This window comes from Streptococcus salivarius (assembly GCF_009738225.1).
Lineage (GTDB): Bacteria > Bacillota > Bacilli > Lactobacillales > Streptococcaceae > Streptococcus.
Window position 1 is genome coordinate 1332361 of record NZ_CP018187.1, and the last position, 21697, is coordinate 1354057.

Annotated in this window: 24 protein-coding genes and 1 pseudogene; 4 read left to right on the top strand and 21 right to left on the bottom strand. The window is 37.6% G+C overall.

Annotated elements, in window-relative coordinates; translation table 11 throughout:
* Positions 1-83: 83 nt before the first annotated feature.
* Both BSR19_RS06510 and BSR19_RS06515 read right to left on the bottom strand, forming a co-directional pair.
* Positions 84-1010, bottom strand: a complete 927-nt coding sequence (locus tag BSR19_RS06510) for a DMT family transporter (RefSeq protein WP_156246830.1) — start codon at positions 1008-1010, stop codon at positions 84-86.
* A gap of 123 nt (positions 1011-1133) precedes the next feature.
* Entirely contained in the window at positions 1134-1655 is a 522-nt protein-coding gene (locus tag BSR19_RS06515) for an RDD family protein (RefSeq protein ID WP_231605957.1), read from the bottom strand.
* Positions 1656-1872: 217 nt separating this feature from the next.
* Here BSR19_RS06515 and BSR19_RS06520 point away from each other — a divergent pair, with 217 nt between their 5' ends.
* From BSR19_RS06520 to BSR19_RS06535, 4 genes are all read left to right on the top strand, one after another.
* On the top strand, positions 1873-2781 hold the full coding sequence (locus tag BSR19_RS06520; RefSeq protein ID WP_156246832.1) for a helix-turn-helix domain-containing protein: 909 nt from the start codon (positions 1873-1875) through the stop codon (positions 2779-2781).
* A gap of 85 nt (positions 2782-2866) precedes the next feature.
* Positions 2867-3703 carry an ABC transporter ATP-binding protein gene (locus tag BSR19_RS06525; RefSeq protein WP_156246833.1) on the top strand — a complete coding sequence of 279 codons (837 nt, stop codon included), beginning with the start codon at positions 2867-2869 and terminating at the stop codon, positions 3701-3703.
* Positions 3696-4415, top strand: coding sequence for an ABC transporter permease (locus tag BSR19_RS06530; RefSeq protein ID WP_014634657.1), 720 nt, complete (start codon positions 3696-3698; stop codon positions 4413-4415). The genes BSR19_RS06525 and BSR19_RS06530 overlap by 8 nt, the downstream gene beginning before the upstream one ends.
* Before the next feature lie 155 nt (positions 4416-4570).
* The gene (locus BSR19_RS06535) at positions 4571-5479 is read left to right on the top strand and encodes a helix-turn-helix domain-containing protein (RefSeq protein WP_156246834.1); all 909 of its coding nucleotides are present in this window, start codon (positions 4571-4573) and stop codon (positions 5477-5479) included.
* A 110-nt stretch (positions 5480-5589) separates the two neighbouring features.
* Here the strand turns inward: BSR19_RS06535 and BSR19_RS06540 are convergent, their stop codons facing one another.
* The 19 genes and pseudogenes from BSR19_RS06540 to BSR19_RS06635 all read right to left on the bottom strand — a co-directional run bounded on the left by BSR19_RS06540 (position 5590) and on the right by BSR19_RS06635 (position 21627).
* Positions 5590-6480 (bottom strand): hypothetical protein, encoded by an 891-nt coding sequence (locus BSR19_RS06540; RefSeq protein WP_156246835.1) that lies wholly within the window; start codon positions 6478-6480, stop codon positions 5590-5592.
* Positions 6458-7363, bottom strand: a complete 906-nt coding sequence (locus tag BSR19_RS06545; RefSeq protein ID WP_156246836.1) for a hypothetical protein — start codon at positions 7361-7363, stop codon at positions 6458-6460. Before BSR19_RS06545 ends, BSR19_RS06540 begins: the two co-directional genes overlap by 23 nt.
* A gap of 65 nt (positions 7364-7428) precedes the next feature.
* On the bottom strand, positions 7429-8673 hold the full coding sequence (locus tag BSR19_RS06550; RefSeq protein WP_156246837.1) for a hypothetical protein: 1245 nt from the start codon (positions 8671-8673) through the stop codon (positions 7429-7431).
* A 642-nt stretch (positions 8674-9315) separates the two neighbouring features.
* Complete coding sequence (locus tag BSR19_RS06555; RefSeq protein WP_014634663.1) at positions 9316-10101, bottom strand: ABC transporter permease; 786 nt, start codon at positions 10099-10101, stop codon at positions 9316-9318.
* 1 nt (position 10102) lies between these two features.
* Complete coding sequence (locus BSR19_RS06560) at positions 10103-10921, bottom strand: ABC transporter permease (RefSeq protein ID WP_037610434.1); 819 nt, start codon at positions 10919-10921, stop codon at positions 10103-10105.
* Position 10922: 1 nt separating this feature from the next.
* Entirely contained in the window at positions 10923-11915 is a 993-nt protein-coding gene (locus tag BSR19_RS06565) for an ABC transporter ATP-binding protein (protein ID WP_021151727.1), read from the bottom strand.
* Between the two features lie 369 nt (positions 11916-12284).
* A complete protein-coding gene (locus BSR19_RS06570; protein ID WP_037610436.1) occupies positions 12285-12887 on the bottom strand; it encodes a response regulator transcription factor in 603 nt (200 codons plus the stop codon).
* The gene (locus tag BSR19_RS06575) at positions 12884-13966 is read right to left on the bottom strand and encodes a sensor histidine kinase (protein WP_037610438.1); all 1083 of its coding nucleotides are present in this window, start codon (positions 13964-13966) and stop codon (positions 12884-12886) included. The genes BSR19_RS06570 and BSR19_RS06575 overlap by 4 nt, the downstream gene beginning before the upstream one ends.
* Positions 13959-14696, bottom strand: a complete 738-nt coding sequence (locus BSR19_RS06580) for an ABC transporter permease (RefSeq protein ID WP_037610440.1) — start codon at positions 14694-14696, stop codon at positions 13959-13961. The genes BSR19_RS06575 and BSR19_RS06580 overlap by 8 nt, the downstream gene beginning before the upstream one ends.
* A complete protein-coding gene (locus BSR19_RS06585) occupies positions 14696-15574 on the bottom strand; it encodes an ABC transporter ATP-binding protein (RefSeq protein ID WP_037610442.1) in 879 nt (292 codons plus the stop codon). The genes BSR19_RS06580 and BSR19_RS06585 overlap by 1 nt, the downstream gene beginning before the upstream one ends.
* Complete coding sequence (locus tag BSR19_RS06590; RefSeq protein ID WP_037610444.1) at positions 15567-15746, bottom strand: hypothetical protein; 180 nt, start codon at positions 15744-15746, stop codon at positions 15567-15569. Before BSR19_RS06590 ends, BSR19_RS06585 begins: the two co-directional genes overlap by 8 nt.
* Positions 15747-15756: 10 nt before the next feature.
* The gene (locus tag BSR19_RS06595) at positions 15757-15966 is read right to left on the bottom strand and encodes a hypothetical protein (protein WP_004182317.1); all 210 of its coding nucleotides are present in this window, start codon (positions 15964-15966) and stop codon (positions 15757-15759) included.
* A gap of 308 nt (positions 15967-16274) precedes the next feature.
* Complete coding sequence (locus BSR19_RS06600) at positions 16275-17210, bottom strand: bile acid:sodium symporter family protein (RefSeq protein ID WP_156246838.1); 936 nt, start codon at positions 17208-17210, stop codon at positions 16275-16277.
* A gap of 142 nt (positions 17211-17352) precedes the next feature.
* Entirely contained in the window at positions 17353-17802 is a 450-nt protein-coding gene (locus BSR19_RS06605) for a cytidine deaminase family protein (RefSeq protein WP_156246839.1), read from the bottom strand.
* A gap of 123 nt (positions 17803-17925) precedes the next feature.
* On the bottom strand, positions 17926-19515 hold the full coding sequence (locus BSR19_RS06610) for an ATP-binding cassette domain-containing protein (protein WP_156246840.1): 1590 nt from the start codon (positions 19513-19515) through the stop codon (positions 17926-17928).
* 173 nt (positions 19516-19688) lie between these two features.
* Complete coding sequence (locus BSR19_RS06615) at positions 19689-20237, bottom strand: transcriptional regulator (protein ID WP_156246841.1); 549 nt, start codon at positions 20235-20237, stop codon at positions 19689-19691.
* A gap of 129 nt (positions 20238-20366) precedes the next feature.
* Positions 20367-20432, bottom strand: a pseudogene (locus BSR19_RS11905) (SH3 domain-containing protein); the annotation flags it as partial.
* Positions 20433-20692: 260 nt separating this feature from the next.
* Positions 20693-21133: an ASCH domain-containing protein gene (locus BSR19_RS06630; protein WP_070578828.1), complete on the bottom strand. Its 441-nt coding sequence runs from the start codon at positions 21131-21133 to the stop codon at positions 20693-20695.
* Positions 21130-21627: an NUDIX hydrolase gene (locus BSR19_RS06635; protein ID WP_156246842.1), complete on the bottom strand. Its 498-nt coding sequence runs from the start codon at positions 21625-21627 to the stop codon at positions 21130-21132. Before BSR19_RS06635 ends, BSR19_RS06630 begins: the two co-directional genes overlap by 4 nt.
* Positions 21628-21697 lie beyond the last annotated feature (70 nt).

The window sequence follows — 21697 nt, forward strand, 5'->3', positions numbered from 1 at the left end:
ATAATCTGAAAACGCCATCTTTTTCTGTAATATTTTTCATATAAATGAAAAACTTCCGAATTTGCCATTCGAAAGTCTCTTGCTTATGCTAAATCTGAGCCTGTTAGCAGGCTATTTCCAATAATACCAATGGTTACAATAGCAATCCCTAAGTATCCCAAAAGGCTAGGTAGACTATCTCCGAGGAAGAGGCAACCACCCAAGAGGGTAAAGAGAACTTCACCAGCCTGAGTAGCCTCAACTACTGCCAGTTGCTTATGGTTATGCTTAACCAGATTAGTCGCCTCGAAGAAAAGCAAGGTTGCGACAACTCCAGAAAAGACAGCTACAATTAAAGATTGTAAAATCTGTCCCCCTGATGGAAGTCCAGAATCCGTTACAGCAAAAACTGATAAGATCACCCAAAAAGGCGTACTCATCAAGGTCATCCCAAACACGCGCTGCGTCGTTGAAAGCTGATCCTCTTTACAGTGGACCATCATCTTACGATTGCCCAAAGGATAGGCAAAAGCAGCCAGTAAAATCAAGAGACTAGCACGGACCACACCGCTACCAAGACCACTACCAAAGTAAGGAATCTGGATGAGAATAATACCTAAAAGGATAACCAATGTCATAAGCAGTTGCTTACCAGGTACCCTCTGACCAAAGAGAGGTGTCAAGAGTAGACCAGCTAGAATGGTAATCTGCCAAGTGGCTGCCACAAACCAGGACTCGCCATAAATGGAGGCTAGAGACAGTGGCCCATAGAAAAGCCCAAAACCAACCGTACTCCAAATCAACCAAGTCAGGGGTGCTTTCTTAATGGCAGACAGAACACCTGCCAGCTCACCCTTACGCCAGGCCAAAACAGCCAGCATAGGCAAGCTAAACAAATAGCGTAGACTAGCACTCCACATCCAGGACCCACCTGAAAGGTTCATACTACGGTTGAAAATAAAAGTAAAAGCAAAAAAGAGAGCACCAAGAATACCATACCAAATCGCCCTCGCAAATTGAGATTGTTTCATAATTGTAAACTCCTGTAGATTCTATTATACAGTAATTGAAGCAATAGAAAAAGGAGGTCATTATGATGACTTCCTTAGTTTCATTTCAATTTTTACTTATGGACCAAGTAAACAATCTATATTTTATTCACCTTTTAGCTGCACTTGTGTATGTGCTAGCAGGTCTCCTAGATGTCTCTTATCTTTCCGAAACATCGTCATTGCCAGTAAGGAAACTGCGAGGAGAGTCGCCGAAATAGAGAGGATAATGGACAATACATCAAAATCACTATATAAGCCATGAATCGTGCCCATATGACCGAGTTGCCAAGGTAAAAATTTGATGACATTTCTAGTCAAGCTAGCCTGCACTGTTTTTTTCTGGTAGACCAGTTCAAGTCCAGCTTTTACCTTCCCAAAACTGCCATCATGTTTATAATCCAAGAATGTGAAAAGGAGCGTGATTGGCAAAACAGAGGTGAAAAATACAAGCCACTGCGACTGAATTGCTGTAAACTCTGGGACGCCATTAAAAAAAATAATGTATATAGGCATAGAACTTAAAAACAGAAGACCTAAATAAGCTAGAATGAAAAGATAATCGAATAGAAATTCAATCATTCTTTTTTTAAACGAAATAGGATTGATTGCTAAGATCTTCATCATCGACTCCTCCTTTCTCATCTCCTATTATAACATTTTTAATATTCTAAATAATATTTGAGAGGAAAATCTGCTGGCTAGCACCCTCGCAAATTGAGATTGTTTCATAATTGTAAACTCCTGTAGGTTTTATTATACACTACTTCTATTATGGCTTTTGGACTTTATTTCAATTTTACGTTATATTATTATTAAAAATCTAAATCATAAGGAATTATGTATGTCAGAAGATATTAAAATCAAGATTGGAAAAAGAATTCGTGAAGAACGTGAACGACTAGGTTTAACACGTGAGCAAGTTTGTGACACCGAAGAAGAATTAACCGTCAAACAACTGATGAGAATTGAGCTCGGTCGCTCATTACCAACTATTGTCAAACTGCAGTATATCAGTGATAAATTAGGAGTTTCCCTCAACTATTTGCTAGGTGAAACAAAACTAGACATCCCTGAAGACTATTACAAGGCTAAATATAAACTCATGAAGTCTCCTGTCTATGGCGACCCCGAACGTATCAAGAAGAAGCTAAAAGATATTGAGGAACTCTACGACAACTATATTGATATTCTACCAGAGGACGAGCTTTTTGCCATTGATATCATTGAAAGAACGTTAAATTTTATGATTATGGAAGAAGATAGTCTTATTGAATCTGTATTTGAAGACTATTTAGCTCAAGCTTTGAAAAAAGAAGCATATTCCTTAAATGACCTTCTATTAATTTCATACTATGCATTTCGATGTCAGGATTATGACTATGATAAAGAGAGAATTGAAAAATTTAGACATAAATTAATTAAGCAAGAATTACAAGGTGATGAGCTGTTTAACGTTGAACTGATAGGTGCTTTATCAGCTATAGCTGGGATATATGTGATGCATCATGACTATAAAGAAATGAAGTCTGTTGTTGATAAAATGTATGTTCTTATTGATAAGACACTTCAACAAGCTTATAAACCCGCAGTACTTGTTTTTGAAGCAAAATACTATCTCTTCTATGAGAATAACATAAATAAAGCAACAGAGCTCTATCATACAGCCACCGTACTAGCCGAAGCCTTCGGCGACCAAGTCTTCATCAAAAATCTTAAAATGGAAATGGAAAAAGATTTAAATACGAAATAACAAATCTAAGTGACATAAATGTCCTTTTGATTCGTTATTTTTTTGTTTATACTCATTCATATAATCAAATAGGAGAAATCAAGATATGACAAACCTTATCGTAGCAAAACAGTTAAGCAAACAATTTCAAAAATATAAAGCAATAGAAAATCTAAACTTCACAGTTGAAGAAGGTGAAATTCTAGGTTTCTTAGGGCCATCAGGTTCTGGTAAAACGACAACAATTAATATCTTAACAGGTCAACTCACTCCTAGTCAGGGAGAAACTTATATTTTAGGCAAATCATCCCTTCAGTTAAAAGAAAAAGATTTGTCAAAGATTGGATTAATTACTGAAAATAGTGGCTTTTATGAAAAATTAACACTTCATGACAATCTTCTATTCTTCGCCAAACTCTACAATGTTTCACCAGATTATATTGACGATTTGATGAAACGTGTAGGTCTTTATGACCATCGTAAAACCTTGGCAGAAAAACTCTCTACAGGGATGAAACAACGGATGCTTTTAGTTAGGGCTATGATTAACAAGCCAAGAGTTCTCTTTCTTGATGAACCGACTTCTGGTTTAGATCCATCAACATCTCAAACCATTCACGCTCTCATCAAAGAGCTTAAAGAACATGGAACAACCATTTTTCTGACGACACATGACATGCACGAAGCTACCATTTTATGCGATAAAATTGTACTTCTAAATAAAGGGAAGATTGTTGAAGAAGGAAAACCTGCTGAGCTTATTCAGAAATACAATACCAATAAGATGGTAAAAGTGACCTATTGTTCAGGTCAAGAGAAAGTGATTCCCTTCTCTGAATTAAATCATATTACTGCTATTCAGGATATTCAAACCATCCACTCATGTGAACCGACTCTAGAAGACATCTTCATTCAACTGACAGGAGGAAAACTTAATGTTTAACCAATTAAAATCTTTACTATGGCTTAGAAAACGAGTAATCAAATCTAATAAAAGCATTATCCTACAAATCCTCCTTCCTTTAGGACTTGCCTTTCTCTACAAATATATTTATGAGATACAAGGTAGCCTAAACAATTCAGTGAAAGCCAATCTATTAGTTACCTGTTTAGCCATATCTTTGAGTGTATCAGTTGGAACTCCAATCAGCACGATTGTTTCTGAAGAAAAGGAAAAAAATATTTTAAGAACTTTGTTTTTAAGTGGTGTTAACAGTACGAACTATATCCTTTCAGTTTTATTTTACCCAGTGCTTATTAGCTTAGTTATGACAACTGCTATTCCAAAAATACTAGAACTGAATATTGAAACTCATTATGGTCCTTATCTTATCGTCTCATTTGCTACATCTTTAGTAATGATGCTTATCAATCTTTTCATTGGATTAATCAGCAAAACTCAAGTATCTGCCCAAGTGATTAGTCTTCCAGTAATAATGATTAGTATGTTTATTCCAATGCTTTCAGAAATCAGTAAAGATTTTGATAATGTCACAAAGTACAGTTATATGGGATTGTTCACGAAATCTATAGGGCACCTTGAAACCTTTAAGTGGCAGGACCAAGTAGCAAGCTCACTATCCCTGCTAGTCTGGTTACTCCTATTTACTACACTGATCATTCTACAATCTAAGAGATTACGAAAAATATCTTAAGTCAAAACCACAACCATCTAAGACTCAGTTTAGTTGGTTGTTTTGTTTATTCCCCTATTTGCTCTAACTAGAAACACAGACAAGTTCCTAGAGTCTTTTCATTCACATGATTTTAAGGTATATTATTATATAATTAAAACTCAAGGGGAATACAGATGTCTGATGATATTAAAATCGAGATTGGAAAAAGAATTCGTGAAGAACGTGAACGACAAGAATTAACTCGTGAACAAGTCTGTGATACTGAAGATGAATTAACCGTCAAACAATTGATGAGAATCGAGCTCGGTCGCTCATTGCCAACTATTGTCAAACTGCAGTATATCAGTGATAAACTAGGTGTTTCTCTCAACTATTTGCTAGGTGAAACAAAACTAGACATTCCTGAAGAGTATTATAGGTCTAAATATAAACTCATGAAATCCCCTGTCTATGGGGACACCGGACGTATCAAGAAGAAGCTAAAAGATATTGAGGACCTATATGATAACTATATTGATGTTCTTCCTGAGGAGGAACTTCTAGCCATTGATATTATTGAAAGAACGTTAAAGTTTATGATTATGGAAGAGGAGGATCCTATTGAAGAGGTATTTGAAGATTATTTCACTCAAGTTTTGAGGAAGGATAAATATTCTTTAAATGACCTCTTATTAATTAAATACTATGGATTTCGATGTCAAATTGGTGACTATGATAAAGAAATTGTTGAAAGTTTTCGATGCAAATTAATTAATCAAGAATTACAAGGGGAAGAGCTAGTTAATGTTGAACTACTTGGGGCATTGTCAACTATAGCTGGAATCTATGTGATGCATCATGATTATAGAAATATGAAAACTATTGTCGATAAAATGCATACTGTTATTGATAAGACACTACAACATGCTTACAAACCCGCCGTACTCATTTTTGAAGCAAAATACTATTTATATTATGAAAATGACATCAATAAAGCAAGAGATCTCTATAATACGGCAACTGTTCTGGCTGAAGCTTTTGGCGACCAAGTTTTCATCAAAAATCTAAAAATGGAAATGGAAAAAGATTTAAATACAAAATAGAAAATATATCAGCAACATCTTTAATATGATTCATTCTAAATGCAATAACTACCGAAGAAGCATCTGAAGTCAAATTCAGATGCTTCTTTTATTATTTCAATTTTTTTCTTTCAGCTGATATTATGCTTCTTCAGATACTTCTTCCCATACCATTCTTCTGCTGACTTGCCTTCCCAATCTCGGTATTCTTCAGGATATTTCCATTTGTAGTAGCCTTGCATCATATAGGGGAACATGAGATAGATTTCGAAGGCAACAATCACAAGAGTGATAAGATACCACATCCCTAAAAACTGTAGAAAAATAAATCCCTCAGATCTAAACTCTCCAAATCGTGGCATAAAAAGTTTCATAAGCATATAAAGTGCAACAAGTATCCCACCATATTTCATAACAGCTTTTACAATTTTACCAATAAAGTCATTTTTAACAGTGTCATTATTATTTTCTCCATACATTAATTGTCTTAATGAGAAGAGACGATTTCGAAACATGAGAAAGATGACTAAGAAAATAGAACCAATAAAAATTGTCATTCCCCAAAACTCTAAACTTCCATATGTAAGTGTCATGAAAAACAAATTAACTTCGACTAATAACCAGAGAAAGTATGTAACTAATAGATGAAATTGTGTTCTATAAATTAATATAAATTGTTTGTTAAACCCTTTTCCAAGTATAATTAGAAAAAACCACATGAACAAACAAAGCCAAAATACCCAAGGGGGAAAGAAATTTATTTTTGAAATAGGAAATGTGAATTCCGATTTATCAGGTTCATAAAAGAAATAACTATTTACAGCTAAGAATCCCCAATTAAGCCCTATCACAAAAATTAGTGTTAAAATGATTTGCCAAACATACGACTTCAAGGTTCCTCTATATTTTTCTTTTTTTAAAGCATCTTGATAGAGATCCTCAACATATTTTCCCGAGATCTCATCATCCAATAGATTTAAAGATTCTTCAAAACTGGCTTTAAAGATTGATTTCTTTTTCATTATTAGCTTTCAACAACTCCTTATGCTTCTTCAAGTACTTCTTCCCATACCATTCTTCTACTGACTTGCCTTCCCAGTCACGGTATTCTTCAGGGTATTTCCATTTGTAGTAACCTTCTAAAAAGAAAGGGAACTCCATGAAGATAACCATTGCCAATAATCCAATATCTATGATTATCCATGTCAAGAACATACCTAACAAAGTCAAACTTTGTGAAACTGCTATGCCCGAATGCGATAAGATTATTTTGATAATTACTGCAAGTCCTAGCACTCCTGAACCATAGGTAGCCATTAGGCTTGCTATCCTATCAAGTAGCGTTTCTCCAATCTTCTCGCCAAATAAACAAGTGGTTAAACTTTTTTTCTCCATACGGAGGAATATTAGGGCAATGATAAACAAGAAAATATAAATAAACCAGATTCCAACTGAGGTTAGGGTCGGGAGGGCTACAGTTATGGCCAAGAGATTGAATTCAAGACAGAACCAAAATAAAAAGGTCTCCATATGGAAGCGATATCTGTATGGACGAATAAATGGTTTATGAACAAATTTTCCAATAAGTACAAGTAATAGCCATATGAAACAGCAAATCAGAAATAATTCTGGGGTCAACAGTGACGGCTTGTGAACAGGCAAGGTTAAATCTTTGGAATCTGCAACATCCAAAGAAGAGGCAAATAAGGCACAGAGAAAATTACATCCGAATACAAAAAAGACGCTGTAGAGAATACTTTTTATTCTAAAACCAATACTTGGCTTTCCATTGTTTAAGCCTTTGCCCAGTTTTTCGTAATAATCTTTCTTTATATATTGAAGTGAGGCATCATCTAATAGATTTAAAGATTCTTCAAAACTGGCTTTAAAAATTGATTTCTTCATTTCTTAACTATCACCTCTCTCTTACTGTAATCAAGTCTGCTATTTGCGTCCCTCTCCGGTTTAAGCTACTTTTCTATTTTGACTTTTCCCTGTTCATAGCCTGAATACCAACTGCTTTCAGGACTAACATAATCTAGTGGTTCATTATCTGAACCGTCACCCACAAGAAGTAGGGTACCATTGTTGAACAGACAATTATATGTCTCTGAATCTTTAGTGAATTCATCATTTTGGGAGTCATAGTGATAGGTTTGCTCTCCCTCCACATCCTTTAGAGTAATCTGCTCACCGTCTATTTTTATCCAAAAATTTTTATCAATTGTAGCTGTTTTTGTTGATCGATTTTTAACGATGAGATAGTAAATACCATCATCTGATTTTTCCTCATCAATAGTGGTATTAATAATCCCCAGAAGCATTAGAGCTGGTATAATCAAGAGCAACCATAACCATTTTTTCTTGTTCTTTTTAGGTGTCTCAAGTTCTAGACTTGGCAAATCGACAGTTAGAGGCTCGATTTTCTCTAACCCCTGTTCTAAATTTTTGGTAACTCCTTCACCTTTATTGCCCAACCACTGTCTTGCCATTCGTACAAAGTACAGGCGCTCATCTTCTTGTGCAATCTCTTCAAACAAGTTTTGGGATTGAGTCTTATTTCCTTTTATTAGCTCATTTAAGGCTTTAAAATACTGAAGTTCAAGTCGTTCAAAGGCTTGTGGAGCAGTTGCTTGATTAAAGAAATCATTTGGTTTCCTCTCCACAAGGATATCGTACATAGCAAGAAATTCCCTCTGTTTGACTTCTTTTGCTTTCTCGTCTTTAAAGTTTAGATAATGGAGTGATTTTAAGAGGTCATCTTTGCTGATTATTTTTCCAGAAAGTAAGGATGCTTTCAGTGAAATAATCCATAGAAAATTAAGGTAAGTTTTCCTAATACCTGCAAATTGTAATTTCTCTGCTTGGCTTATGACGGATGGAAAATCGCCAATCATGTAAGCGTAAGTAATAGAAGCAATCCTAGCATTGATTTGAGTCTTTTTTCGTCGAGACTTACCATGCCGTTGAATCGAATCATACCAGAAATCCAAACCCATCGTTTCATTAAGGACTTTGTGAGTTTCCCTTACCAATAAGCTATTTAAGTAAATTTTTAATACAAGAACTAGAAAAACGACGCTAATTGAAGCAATCAACTGCATTGTGGAATTTTCTAAAAATAACCATCGAAGGAAAAATAACAAAATAATAATTAACACGGTACTGATACGTAAAATAAGGGTATATTTTTTCCAAATCCTCTTATAATCCATCAACTTATCTCCTATATTCATTTTTGAAATAGATTTACTTTTCATTATATCTGATTATTTAGCATTCACAAGTTCACCGATAATGTGAAAAAGAAAACACCCAAATGAGTGAATGATTCAATAAAAATAGCTTAGCAGGGGGTTCTTTCTTCTCCAAGATTTTCAAATATTTGCTTTTCTTAAATTGCCCCGATAATTCTAACAGAATAAATAAGTACCACATCAAAAAACTTAGGAATAATAGTAAAAAACTACCTAAAATAAGATATAAGAACGATAGCCCTAAAGTTAGACAGAAAAAATCTAACTTTTAGGAATCAGTACAGTTTTTTCAGGCACTTCCAATTAATCTCTATTTCGATTGAGAAATTTTCAGATGATTTTCTTCATCCTTCAAGTATTGTTTAGCCTTTCGAACGATATAGAGCGATTTATCTTCTATGACTAACTTGCTCTATGTGTATCTCCTTTAAGAGTAGCATTCAAGACTTGGTAGTAGACTGCTGGTACTTAAAGTCATTGCTTAAACCTTCGAAATAATCATTGCTTTGGTGCGTAATAATTAAATCATAAAGATCTAGACAGACCTTTTTATTTTCTCAGCCAGTGTAGAGTCTGTGATGGTCAATCCATCTTTCCCCCTTACGAGCCAGCACTTTCGTAGGCATCCAAGCCCCTATCCCAGAGTTTGAGGGAAATGAAAAAGAAGACAAGGGAAATCAGAATCAAACCACCGATATTAAAGAGCCCATTCTTACCCTGCAAGAAATAACTAGCAGGATAGTAAGCCGTAAAGGCGAAAGGCACGATAAAACTGATCAACCAACGAAGGAGCGAATTGTAAATAGAAATCGGGTACTTGGCAAAATCATTAAACATATAGAAAATGTAAATCATGGCACCTGACTGTTTAGTCCAAAAAGCGATACTGGCTGTCGCTATTTTCAAGGAAGTATAAATCAAGGTAGCAAATGGAATACAGACTAGGAAAAGCAGGAATTTTGGAAGCGTCCAAGCAATGCTTGATACTGTTGTTCCCAATAGAATGCAACCGACCAAAAGTTCCCCCAAGGCATCAATCTGAAAGGTCTCAACGAGGATGTGAAAGAGAGGATTGATAGGACGAGTCAGATACTTGTCAAACTCCCCTTTTCGAACTAGTCGTTGACCTAAAGCCCAGAGATTGTCAAAAAAGAGATGATCTAATCCCTTTGGAATTAAGGAAAATCCATAGATAAAGGCAATCTCTTGAAAGGTCCAACCTTCTAGGGATGGGATATGTTGAAAGATAACATTGAGAAACAAGAGGTTCAGACCTTGAGTCAGAAAGACTCCCAAGACACCTACTACAAAATCCACCTTGTATTCCATGATTTGCTTGATGTATTGTCTGATAAAAATCAGATGCATGCGTTGGTATTTTTTCATACTAACCTCCCTGAATGGTGATAAATGACTGGACTCGTTTCCAAATCAACTGAGACAAGCCCACCATCACTATAAGCCAGAAGAACTGGAGCAAAAGCGCTTGAAGCATCTGACTGGCATCGTATTTCCCAACAATGATCATGACCGGAGTGTAAATCAAGGATGAAAAAGGTAAGAAGGAGAGAATAGCTGAAACCACCTTTGGAAAGAAAGCCAAGGGAATCAGACTTCCAGACATAAAGGCCACTATGGAAGTCTTGAGTAGATTGGAACCCCAAAGGTTTTTTAATACAAAGGCTGAAAAACCAAAACAGATATTAAAGAAAAAGTTAATCAGATAGGCGAGCGTTAAGCTAAAGAGATATAGAACCGTCAACCCCAGCACTTCTACAATCCCTTGCCCAGACAGGATTTTCATCAAAATAATGACACTTAAAAATGGAAGGCCAACACTGATGAAAATCAACCACTTGGAGCCAAGTTCGGTGAAAAGGTAAGAGGCCGCAAAATGCACTGGTCTCAGCAAGCGCATGATAATGGAGCCATCCTTGACCTCCTCCCCAATCATAAAAGAGCTATCAGACCTGGTCAACAGATTGGTCACAAAACTCATGATGATATAAAGGGTGATATCTGCCATACTGAAGCCCTGAATCAAAGGCTCCTGGGAGGAGTCAAAGACTGCCTTCCAGAGATAGAAAGCGACAAAAGCCCCCATGACATCACCAATCCGATAGAGAATAAAGTTGACTCGGTAGGTAATCAACTCCTGAATCCCTGCATTGATAAAGGGTTTATACCGTCTCCACAATTTGACCATCTTAGAGCTCCTTTCGATAGAAGCGACGGATGATATCTTCAATATCCGTATCTACCATCTTCAAATCACGGACTTCAAAATCAGACAGGGTTTGCTTGATAATATCAGCTGATTGATAGCGGGAACTATCGAATTCAATATTGAGAGTATTTCCTTGTCTATCAATGGACATATCAGGCAAGCCCTCATAATGAGAGACTAGATGATTTTGACCTGGCGTCAGGTCAAAGGAGAGAGTCTTCATCTTTCCAAAGGTCTCCTTGAGCTGGCTAACCGTTCCATCAAAAATCTCCTGCCCCTTATCAATCATAAAAATCCGATCACATAGTTGCTCAATATCACTCAAATCATGAGTAGTCAAGAGAATAGTTGTTTCTTCCTCTTGATTAATCTGAGTAATAGCCCGACGAATGTTATCCTTGACCGACACATCCAAACCAATGGTCGGCTCATCTAAAAAGAGAACCTTGGGATTATGAAGCAAGGAAGCCGCAATGTCCGCCCGCATCCGTTGCCCCAGTGAAAGAGTCCGCACGGGATCCTTGATAAAGTCCTTCAAATCCAAGACTTCATTCAAAAAATCCATGCGCTTGTGGAAGAGCGAGTCTGGGACATCGTAAATCTCCTTCAAAACCGTGTAAGTCTCTTGCAGGGCCAAATCCCACCATAGCTGGGTGCGTTGTCCAAAAACAACCCCAATATCCTTGACATAATCCTGGCGATTATCCTGTGGAATCTTGCCATTAATCCGACAAAAACCAGATGTCGGTTTCAAAATTCCTGTCAGCATTTTAATGGTGGTCGACTTCCCAGCACCATTTGCCCCGATAAAACCTAGAATCTGCCCCTTGGGCACCTCAAAGGTCAAATCCTTGACCGCTTCAAAGGTCTGCTTTTCAGGATGAATAAAGGAACGCAAAGCCCCCTTCAACCCCGGTTCCTTGACTGTCTTCACAAAATTTTTCTGAAGATGTTTCACTTCTATCATTGCCATATCTATCTCCTACAGTAAAAAATCAACAAACCGTGTCCTCTAAACACAAAAAGCCAATTTCTCATCTCCTAAAATCTGCCTTCTTTATCACAGCAGAAGACCTCAGTATTACTCTATTATAAAGCAGTTAAAAAAGGAAACCAAGTGTTATTCTCGAAAAAGAGAAAATAGTTTTGATACTTGAAAAAATCAAAACCACCCGTCTAATTCACTAAACAAAATGACACAATTCAATAATTCATCAAAGCCTCTACATATTCCTGTAGAGGCTCATTTCAACTTCTCTCATTCTTGCTTGTGAATGTTTAGATAGATTATAAGGCATGAAAAAAGCCACCATATGGTGACTTCATTCTTATCTACCTCTCCTCACCCTAGCCAATCTTTTTCTTTGGCAATGCGGACGGCTTCTGTTCGGTTGCCTGCATCAAGTTTGGTTAGGATGGCTGTCATGTAATTTCGGACGGTTCCATTTGAGAGAAAAAGACTTTCGGCGATTTCTTGGTTTGTTGACCCTTGGGCCACCATGGCCAAGACTTCTTGTTCGCGTTGGCTGAGTGGATTATTATCAAAGGCAACACCTTCAACCAGCTCTGGCGAGTACTCCTTTTGACCTGCTAGGACGGTATGGATGGTCGCCATGAGGTCACTGATGGAACGCTCTTTCAGTACATAGGCATCCACGTGGGCTGCCAGGGCTCGTTTGAAATAGCCTGTTCTTTTGAAGGTGGTCACAATAACGACCTTTGTTTCTCTTTGATTGGCTCGAATCCACTCCAGGACATCAAGTCCAGTCTTTATTGGCATTTCAATGTCTAAAATGGCCACATCGACTTCTTCTTTTTCCAAAAGAGTAATAGCTTCTTGGCCATCACTGGCTGCATGGACCTCTTCGACATCGTCCTCCAACATGAGGAGTTGGCAGAGGGCATCCCTCAACATTGACTGGTCTTCAGCGACTAATAATTTCATGCTTTTCCTCCCTCTTTCAAATGCACACGAATGATTGTTGGATGCGATTGAGACAGAATTTCCAAGTCTCCATCTACCAAACTGAGACGCTCCCTGATACTGTGTAACTCTTGTCCTGTGACTTCCTTGAAGCCACAACCATCATCCTCAAACTCTAAAACAATACCATGATCACGTCTTAGACGAATTTGACAGCTATCGGCCTGACTATGTTTGATAACATTATTGGCCAGTTCACGAAGCACCATGGACAAGGTCGACTGGCTAACAGGTGACAGGCCGTCTAAGTCAAGGCTACTATCCACGGTCAGGACGATATCAGATAGGTCAAAGAGTCGCTCGAGTTCCAGTAACTCCTCTGCCACCGTTCGGTACTTGAGCTTATTGACAATCTCACGCACCTCGTACATGGAGTCACGGCTAATCTGGTTCAATTCTTCCAGATTTTTTCTAGCAGCGTCATACTGCTCCTTGTCCATCTGTTTCAGTGCCAACTCTGTTTTGAGACTCATCATGGCAAAGGTGTGTCCCAAGGTATCGTGCAAATCACGACCGATACGGTTGCGTTCATTTTCAGCCGACAGGATATTGATGGTCCGGTTCTGCTCTTCTATCTTTCTCTCCTGACGTATACGATTTTGAAAATAGTACATTCCCAACGAAAAGAGGAGAATAGCCAGAGACATGAGCTGGGTACTCAAATCGTCTGTCAATAGGAAGGATGATGACGTCAAAATTAAGAGTGTCGCTAGAAAGGATAAAAAGCGATAAGATGATATGCTATCCTCAAAGCGCCAAACGAGAAGATTGACGTTGAAAAAAACAAACCACATCATGCCACCTTGGATGCAAATGGACATAAAGATAATGTAAGCTAGAGTGTAAAACCACAGAAAGGGAATCCACTTGCTATAGGCCTTTTTCAAATACACCATAAGGAGATAAGCGATGGTAAACAGTCCTGTCAAAACTAGGCTCCAAACTGGATAATACCCACCAAGGACTCCCAATACTGGGAAGACAAGGAAAATAAGACTAACAAAATAAGCGAAATCATTTTTCTGGTAACTTCTAAACATGGTCACTTTCTCTGTAAGATTTGATAAAAAGGGCTAAGCCTGTAGCTATTGTAGCATAGACCAAGATAAAAATGAGCGATTTCCATGAAAATTCCCCTTTTTTTGCGAAATTGACTACTAACTGATTGATATGATAGATGGGTGTCCACTCCGAAATATGCTGAACCCATTTTGGAAACATGGTTACTGGCATCCAAGAACCACCGATAATAGCAAGTCCAAGAAAGACGATATTTCCGACGATAGACATGATTTGTTGAGACTTAATTTGAGCTAGGAGCAAGCCAAAGGATAGGAAGACTAGGCTTGACAAGAGTAACAGAGCACCTGAACCAAGCCAATGTGAGAATGGCATCTCAACATCACGCGCAAAAGCTCCCACACAGAAAGTCACTAGGATAGCTACCATAAAGTTCATAAGAACACGGAAGATTTTAGAGAGGTAATAGGCCTGAATACTGATTTTTGAATGTTCGATATAGGTTAGCCAATGCTCCGTTTGGTCCTCTTTAAGCATGTAGGGGAAGGTAAAGAAGCCAAAGCTGGACATAGAGAATCCTGTCATGGTCAACATATAGGACAAGATAAATGCTTTTTGTGACTCTGGGTCAGGACTCATTTCCATACCTGAATACAAGAGGAAAAATCCGACGGGCATTCCGATAGACATGATAAAGACAGGCCAACTGCGCCATGTTTTTATCCATTCGATTTTAAGTAGTGCTTGCATTACTTGTCCTCCCTTGTGCTATCAAATAGGCTATCTAAAAGTGTCTTATTTTGAATTTCAATGTCAGAAATGCGACAGCCTTGAGCTTGTAAACTACTCCAAATACTTTCAATATCTTTAGTCATAAAGGTTACAACATCACGTTTTTCAGTTACTTCATAAATGGCTGCCAGTTTATCAAGACTTGGCGCAAAGCGACTTGGTAAAGTGACTTGTTTTTCCTTTTCCTCGCTACGCATGGCATATGGTGTAGTATCCCTGATGAGTTTCCCTTGATTGAGGACCAAGATACGGTCAGCTGTGTGTTCCACTTCTTCAATATAGTGGGACGAATAGAGGATGGTTACACCAGACTTTTTCAGGTCATTGATGATTTCCCAAAAGCGTTGGCGTGTCGTCGTATCCATCCCTGCTGTCGGCTCATCTAAAAAGAGAATGTCAGGCTTGCCAATGAGACAGAGGACAAAGGCAAGAAGACGTTTTTGTCCCCCTGAAAGTTTGTCCGCAAACTGCTGATACTGGTCGTCTTTGAATTGTAAGAGTGCTTGAATCTCTTCCTTAGATAATCCATTTTCAGAAATATCTTGGAAAAAAACAATCAGTTCCTTAACTTTTAATTTTGAGGGAATGGTATTTTCTTGGAGGAGAACTGCAATTTGATCTTGTGCTTTCCCCTTTTTGCCCTTGATAAAGACTTGACCGCTACTGGCTTTCTTATCACCAAGTATGCAGGACATTAAGGTCGTCTTACCCGCACCGTTGGGCCCAATCAAGGCAAGGCAGTCACCTTGTCCCACCTCAAAACTAATATGATCTAAAATCGTTTTACCATTGATCTTTTTGACAAGATTTGTGACTTGAAGGACCGCTTCACTCATGTTTGTGACTTCCTTTCTTTTGGTAGAAGGCTAGAAAAACATAACAGGCTGCAACTGAGACGCCCATAACACTGTAGAGTATATCACTGCTACCATGAAATAGGACATAGGCAAAGAGGATAGTCCAAATTGCCGCTAGGAGCATGATGCTCAGTATTTTTAGTAGTTTCATGCTGGATCTCCTAGTTTTTCAATTCATTAATAACAAGGTCGATAAAACTTTTAGCCATAGTGATGAGAATGTAGGCTGAGATAGACAAGCCAATAATCATGCCAAGATTTGAGAAGATAGCTTCAAAGTTGCCTTTTTCAAAGATATCAGTAAACATGCTAAGTCCAGCAAAGACAGTTCCGATAACAGCGTAGATAAGGTAAGATGTTTTGATTTTCATGAGATGACCTCTTTCGTTTTTTATTATTTCTAAGTTATGACTAAAGTATATCTCTTTGGTCATTCTCTTTTTAGCACCAGATGTCATGACATGACATGACATTTGTCATGTGACGTAAAAAAGCCGACCCAAGGTCAGCTCTCTATAGTCTAATATCTCTCAGCGAGTTCATAGTAAGTGCGGACGACACGTCCTTTATTATGCACTCTGACTTTTCGGAGCCAAAGGTCATCACCTAAGGAAAGTATCAAAAAAAATTCTTTATAAAAAAATAAAAGCCAACCCAAGGTCAGCTTTTCATTATATTACTAATTATTTTTTGAATGGTTCTTCCACCATGATGAGAGGATGGAACCTGAGATATTGTGCCAAATACTAAAGATAGTTGATGGGATCGCAGCTTGTGGCACGAAATATTTCATGGCAAGGGTTGCTCCAAGACTTGAGTCTTGCATCCCCACTTCGAAAGTAATGGCTTTTTGTTGTGGCTCTTCCAAACCAAGGATTTTTGAAAATCCAAAACCAAGGGCATAACCACAAAGATTGTGGAGCATAACGACTGGAATGACAAGGGCTGTCGCTGCTGTGAAAATATTAGCATGGTTGGCAGAAACAACTGCTCCAACAATCAAGAGGATAGCAGCTTGAGAAATCAAAGGCATAATCTTGATGATGGCATCAATTTTCTTACCAAAGATTGAGTGAACGAGTACCCCCAAGATAATAGGAACAACAACGATACGCAAGGTACTAAGAAAAAGGTTTTGTGCAGGAACACTGACATATTGACCAGCCAAGAAGGACAAGAGGGTTGGAATCATGAGTGGTGCCAAGAGAGTTGAGAGGGTTTCAATAGAGACATCCAAGGCAACATCCCCACCTGAAAGGAAGGCCATGACACTAGATGAAGTCCCACTTGGACAAGACCCAACAAGGATAACCCCTGCTGCTGTCGCACCTTTCAAATGGAAAATCATACAAAGTAACCAAGCCAAACCAGGCATGATGACATAGTGGGCAACAGTCCCAAGCACAACTGGAATTGGACGCTTAGCAATACGTTTAAAATCTTCAGTGGTCAAGGTAAGTCCCATACCGAAGAGAATCAATCCAAGTAGGTAAGCCGTATTGGGAATGACCCAACTACTAGTTGCAGGAAGGGCATAGTTAAAGGCCGCCCAAAGGATAACAGCTACAGTAAACCATTTGCTGAGCCATTTACTAAAAGATACAAGTGACTCCATAATGAAACCTTCTTTCTATTTTCACAGAATAGTATAGCACTTTCATCTTGAATTTCAAGGTAAATTTCGAATTTTCTGAAATTAATTTCAAAAAATAAACCCTCACACTTAAGATGTGAGGATTTTGTGATTTCTATAAACGTTAAGCCTTGTCTTGCGACTTTTCTCCAAACTGTTGAGCCCGTTCTTCGCCCCACCATAGTGGCAATAATTCGCCCAAAGTAATGGTTTGACGTGTTTCGTAGTCAACCATAAACTCCAAGTTACGATTGTCAGGATGGAGTTCCATTAGAAATTCTCGACAAGCCCCACAAGGCATGCCAGACGGTCCACCATGAGGTGGCTGGTCACGAAAGGCGATAATACGCTTGACCTTAGTTTGACCAGATTCTTGATACATATTGAAAAGGGCAGCCCTTTCGGCACATAGATGGAAAACACCACAAGTCCCTTCCATACAAAAGCCTGTGAAAATTTGCCCATCTTCAGCCTCAACGGCAGCCACTACGTGCCTTGCATAGACAAAGTCTGAGACTTCCTTTGGCTGATACAAGGCTTGAGCCTTTTCATACATTTTCTGCCAAATATCCATTTTTTCTCCTTTAAACACGATCACTTTCTCTGCTTATAGTTTTCTTCAACCATGCGACTAGGGCTAGACTGGCTAATAGTGTCATAGAACATGTCAAGTTGAGTTTTTAAGAGTGTCATCGTTTTATAAGTCTACAAACTCATTCAAATCTATTATTTCATCAAATTGTTGGATAATTCTATCGGTGTCTACATGTGTGATGTAAATAATTAATTTACTCGTTTGTAAAAGTCGATTCTCTATTTTTGATAACGTTTCAAGGTCAATACCAGAAGAAAATTCGTCTAAAAACAAGATATCAGTCTTCATCAATAAGGCTCTTGCCAAAGCAACTCTCTTGGCTTCTCCACCTGAAAGTTTTATAGTATCATTTGAAAGCATCAACTCTAAAGACTCTCTATTAGCCCACTTAGATAATTCTACAAATTTCAATGCCTCAAACAGTTCCTCTTCTGAAACATCCTCAGAAAATAGAGTAAGATTATCACGAAGTTTTGCATTGAACATATGAGGGTGTTGGGGTACATAAGCTACATTATCAAAGATACTACTCTCTTTGATACTTTTAACATCAATACCATTAATTTTAACTGTTCCTGTGTAATCGTTATACTCTCGTAGGATTGCTTTTAATAGTGTGGTTTTACCAGTTCCACTCTTTCCTTTTAATAGGTACTTCTTATGCTTATAAAACTGCCCATTAAAAGGGATAGCTTCCGAATTATTTTTAAAACGAAAATTATCAAATGATATAACTTCAATATGTTCCAGAGTATTAAGATTTTCCTCTATAATTTGAAATTCAGTAGAAAGAGTCTCTATAGTTTTCTTACCACTAATAAATTTAGCTAACAAATCAGAAGAAGCATATATTGGGTAAGAAATCCTGACTAATAATTGTGAGAATGCTATTAAACTCCCTAATGTCAGTTGACTATTTATGATTAATAGTCCCCCAATAATCCAACTACCGAAATAAAGAACATTTGAAAACAGCTGATTTAAACTGACAACAACATATTGAGATTTTTCAACATTTGTTTGGCGTTTAAGTAGCTTTAAAGTTTGAATATCAAAGACTCTATTAATGTCAAAACTCTTGTTGGCAATTTTCCAATCAGGTATACCTTCGATAAGATCTTGAATAGCTGATACTGAAGTATTAGTAGTTTCAATTAACTCTTCTTGTTTCTTTTCTAAAGGATTTTTAAAGAGTACAGCTACAAAAAGATTTGGTAAGCTTAAAAGCAGAGTTAAAGCTGCTAATAAAGGATTAAGGTAGAGAGAAACAATTATGGCAATAATTAATTGGCAGATTAAGTAGCCACCCCAGTATATGGAATAAAAATAATTAAATTCAATTTGATCTATTTGAGTAGTTAATGAGGCTAGAAGTTTGTCATTTTTATTTCCTGTGAGTAACTCTAAAGGTGTTTTCTGAATACCTTGGAAAATAACATTTCTATAAGCATACGCAGATTTCTTACTAATGATTGCTGTCAGTGATTGTTGAAAATAGTAGATAAGTGTTTGAATCAACAAGAACACAACTACAAAAATAGATGTAACAACATAGCGCCCCACTCCAAGTTTGATAGAGTCAATGATTAGTTGCATCAAATAGGCTTCACTTACCATTGCAATAGACAATAAGATAGTAAGTACTGAATATACTTGGATATCTTTTTTAACAACTTGATAAACAGATTTCATTAATCTCTCCTTTTAACATGTCAGAAAAATCAAATATTTCAATAAATAATAACATATAATTTTTTAGAAGTTTATTATTCAAAAATGACGCTAAGTATAAAGCAATACTTCATTAAATGAACAAAAACATGATAACTTTATACGAATTATCATGTTTCCTTTTTAATTCTTTATCAATGTCCTACATCTGAATATGAAATATAATAACGTTGCCCATCTTTGACAAAGCTATACCAATTTCCATCAGGTAAAATTTCATATTTATCCCAATCAACATCTCCGGCAGGAAGTGTAGAAACTGCTCCGCTATCTTTATCTGGTGCAGCATATACAGGTGTTTCCTCATCAAGTGTCAATGTTCCAGAAGTAGCTGTCCAAGCACCTCGACCACCTTCAACTCCTCCAACTTGAGAAGGTGATGTTGTAGTTTCTCCTGTTTGTGCAGTATCTGATGCTCCCGCTGCTTGAGCTTGTTCTTGAGAAGAAGCTTGTCCATTATCCTCTTCAGTTGAAGCTACTGACGACGAGGTTTGACTTGACTTATTATTCTTCTTAACGACCTTACTTGAGCTTGAAGATGACTTCTTAACCGTTTTGGCTGGGCTACTACTTGTGCTAACACGAGCTGATTCATGGCTGTTAAATTTAGTCACCAAAAAGACAGCAAGGATAACTACGATAAGAGCTAATACTAAACCAATAATTTTACTTGGAATTTTCATGATTAATATTCCTTTTATTTATTTTTCATTACAAATATAACATTTTTATTTCAATTTTTCAATACAATTTCATAAAATAATACAGAAATATGTTCCTGCCATCTTCTAAAATTGAATAGCCTTTAAAACTTAGTTAATCGCAATATAACGACGTGCACCTGAATATGATAAGTAAGAAATCCAATAATGGCCATCTGCCTAAATAAGGCTATCATAATCTTAAGTAGCCCTTTTTTATGATATCATATCTCAAAAGAGCCTGTTCAAAAGCCAAATCTCTGTCACTTTTAGAATTAAAACGCATCTCGAATATCCCCTTTAAAAAGAGGCTGGGACAAAAGTCCTAGCCTCTCAATTGTCTTTGGATTGTCGAGCAAGACGCAGTGGTTGAGTGGGCTCTACACGCTGATTTCATCAGCTTTTACAGCCCTACTCAACTGTCCCACTCTCATGTTCTATAATGGATAAACCTTGCGAAATTCTTCTAAAACAACCTTGCTGTTAGGTGTAAAAGTCATTCCTGCCTCTCTCAGCCACTCGGCGAAACAGTCCTCATGAACCTGACGCCAATAGGCCAGAGATTTGTCTCCTTCCCCTTCCTTAAAGGCATGGTCAGCTGACACTTGATGAAAAGGCTGAACAGAAACCTTTGTTATTTCGACAATGCAGACAGCCTGATCTTGGCTATCTAAAATGATATCAAATGTCCCTTCTTGTGGAAGGGCTTCACCCGCTAGAGCGTAAAGATCGTAAGCTGAAGCAGTTGCCGTCTTTTCACCTTTTAAAACCAAGTCTGCCAAGAGATCAGCTTCCACTCCAAAAGACCAGGCATCTATCTCATCTCCGATAGAGGGGTTAATTTTCTTGTATTGATTCCACATTTCTTGCGGTGTCATTTCTTCTCCTGTTTTTCTTTTACCTTCCAATTCATGTGAGAGGTCTTGTCCAATTCTGGAAATCCTCCTAACTCTGCCTTTACCTTCAATACTAAAGGCGAAGCATTTTCTTCTGTAATCTGCTCGATAGGAAGCCAGATTGCATTTGCTGAATCATTGCTTCCACCAAGAACCTCTTGAGGAAGGGATTGTTGAGAGCGTTCGAAATCGAGTACGATATCATAAAAGGCCATGAGATGGTGTACTGCGAAGTCTTGTCCTTCTTCCTGAACCATCACATCATAGATTCTAGGGTTTGAATAATCGCTAAGAGCATATCCTGTCTCTTCCAGAACTTCTCTCTTGAGGGTCTCTGTCAACCCCTCACCTAGTTCTTGGCTACCACCCGGTAGATCAAAACGATGTTGATAAGGTCCTCTCGTTTTCTCAATGCAGAGTAATTTCCCATTTTCAAAGCAAATGCCATAGACACCAAAGTGATTTTTTATTTCCATCAAATCCTCCTACTTTAATTCAAAGCTCAGTCGATAGTAAAAAATGAGTATAGCCATTCTTTTTGAAGAC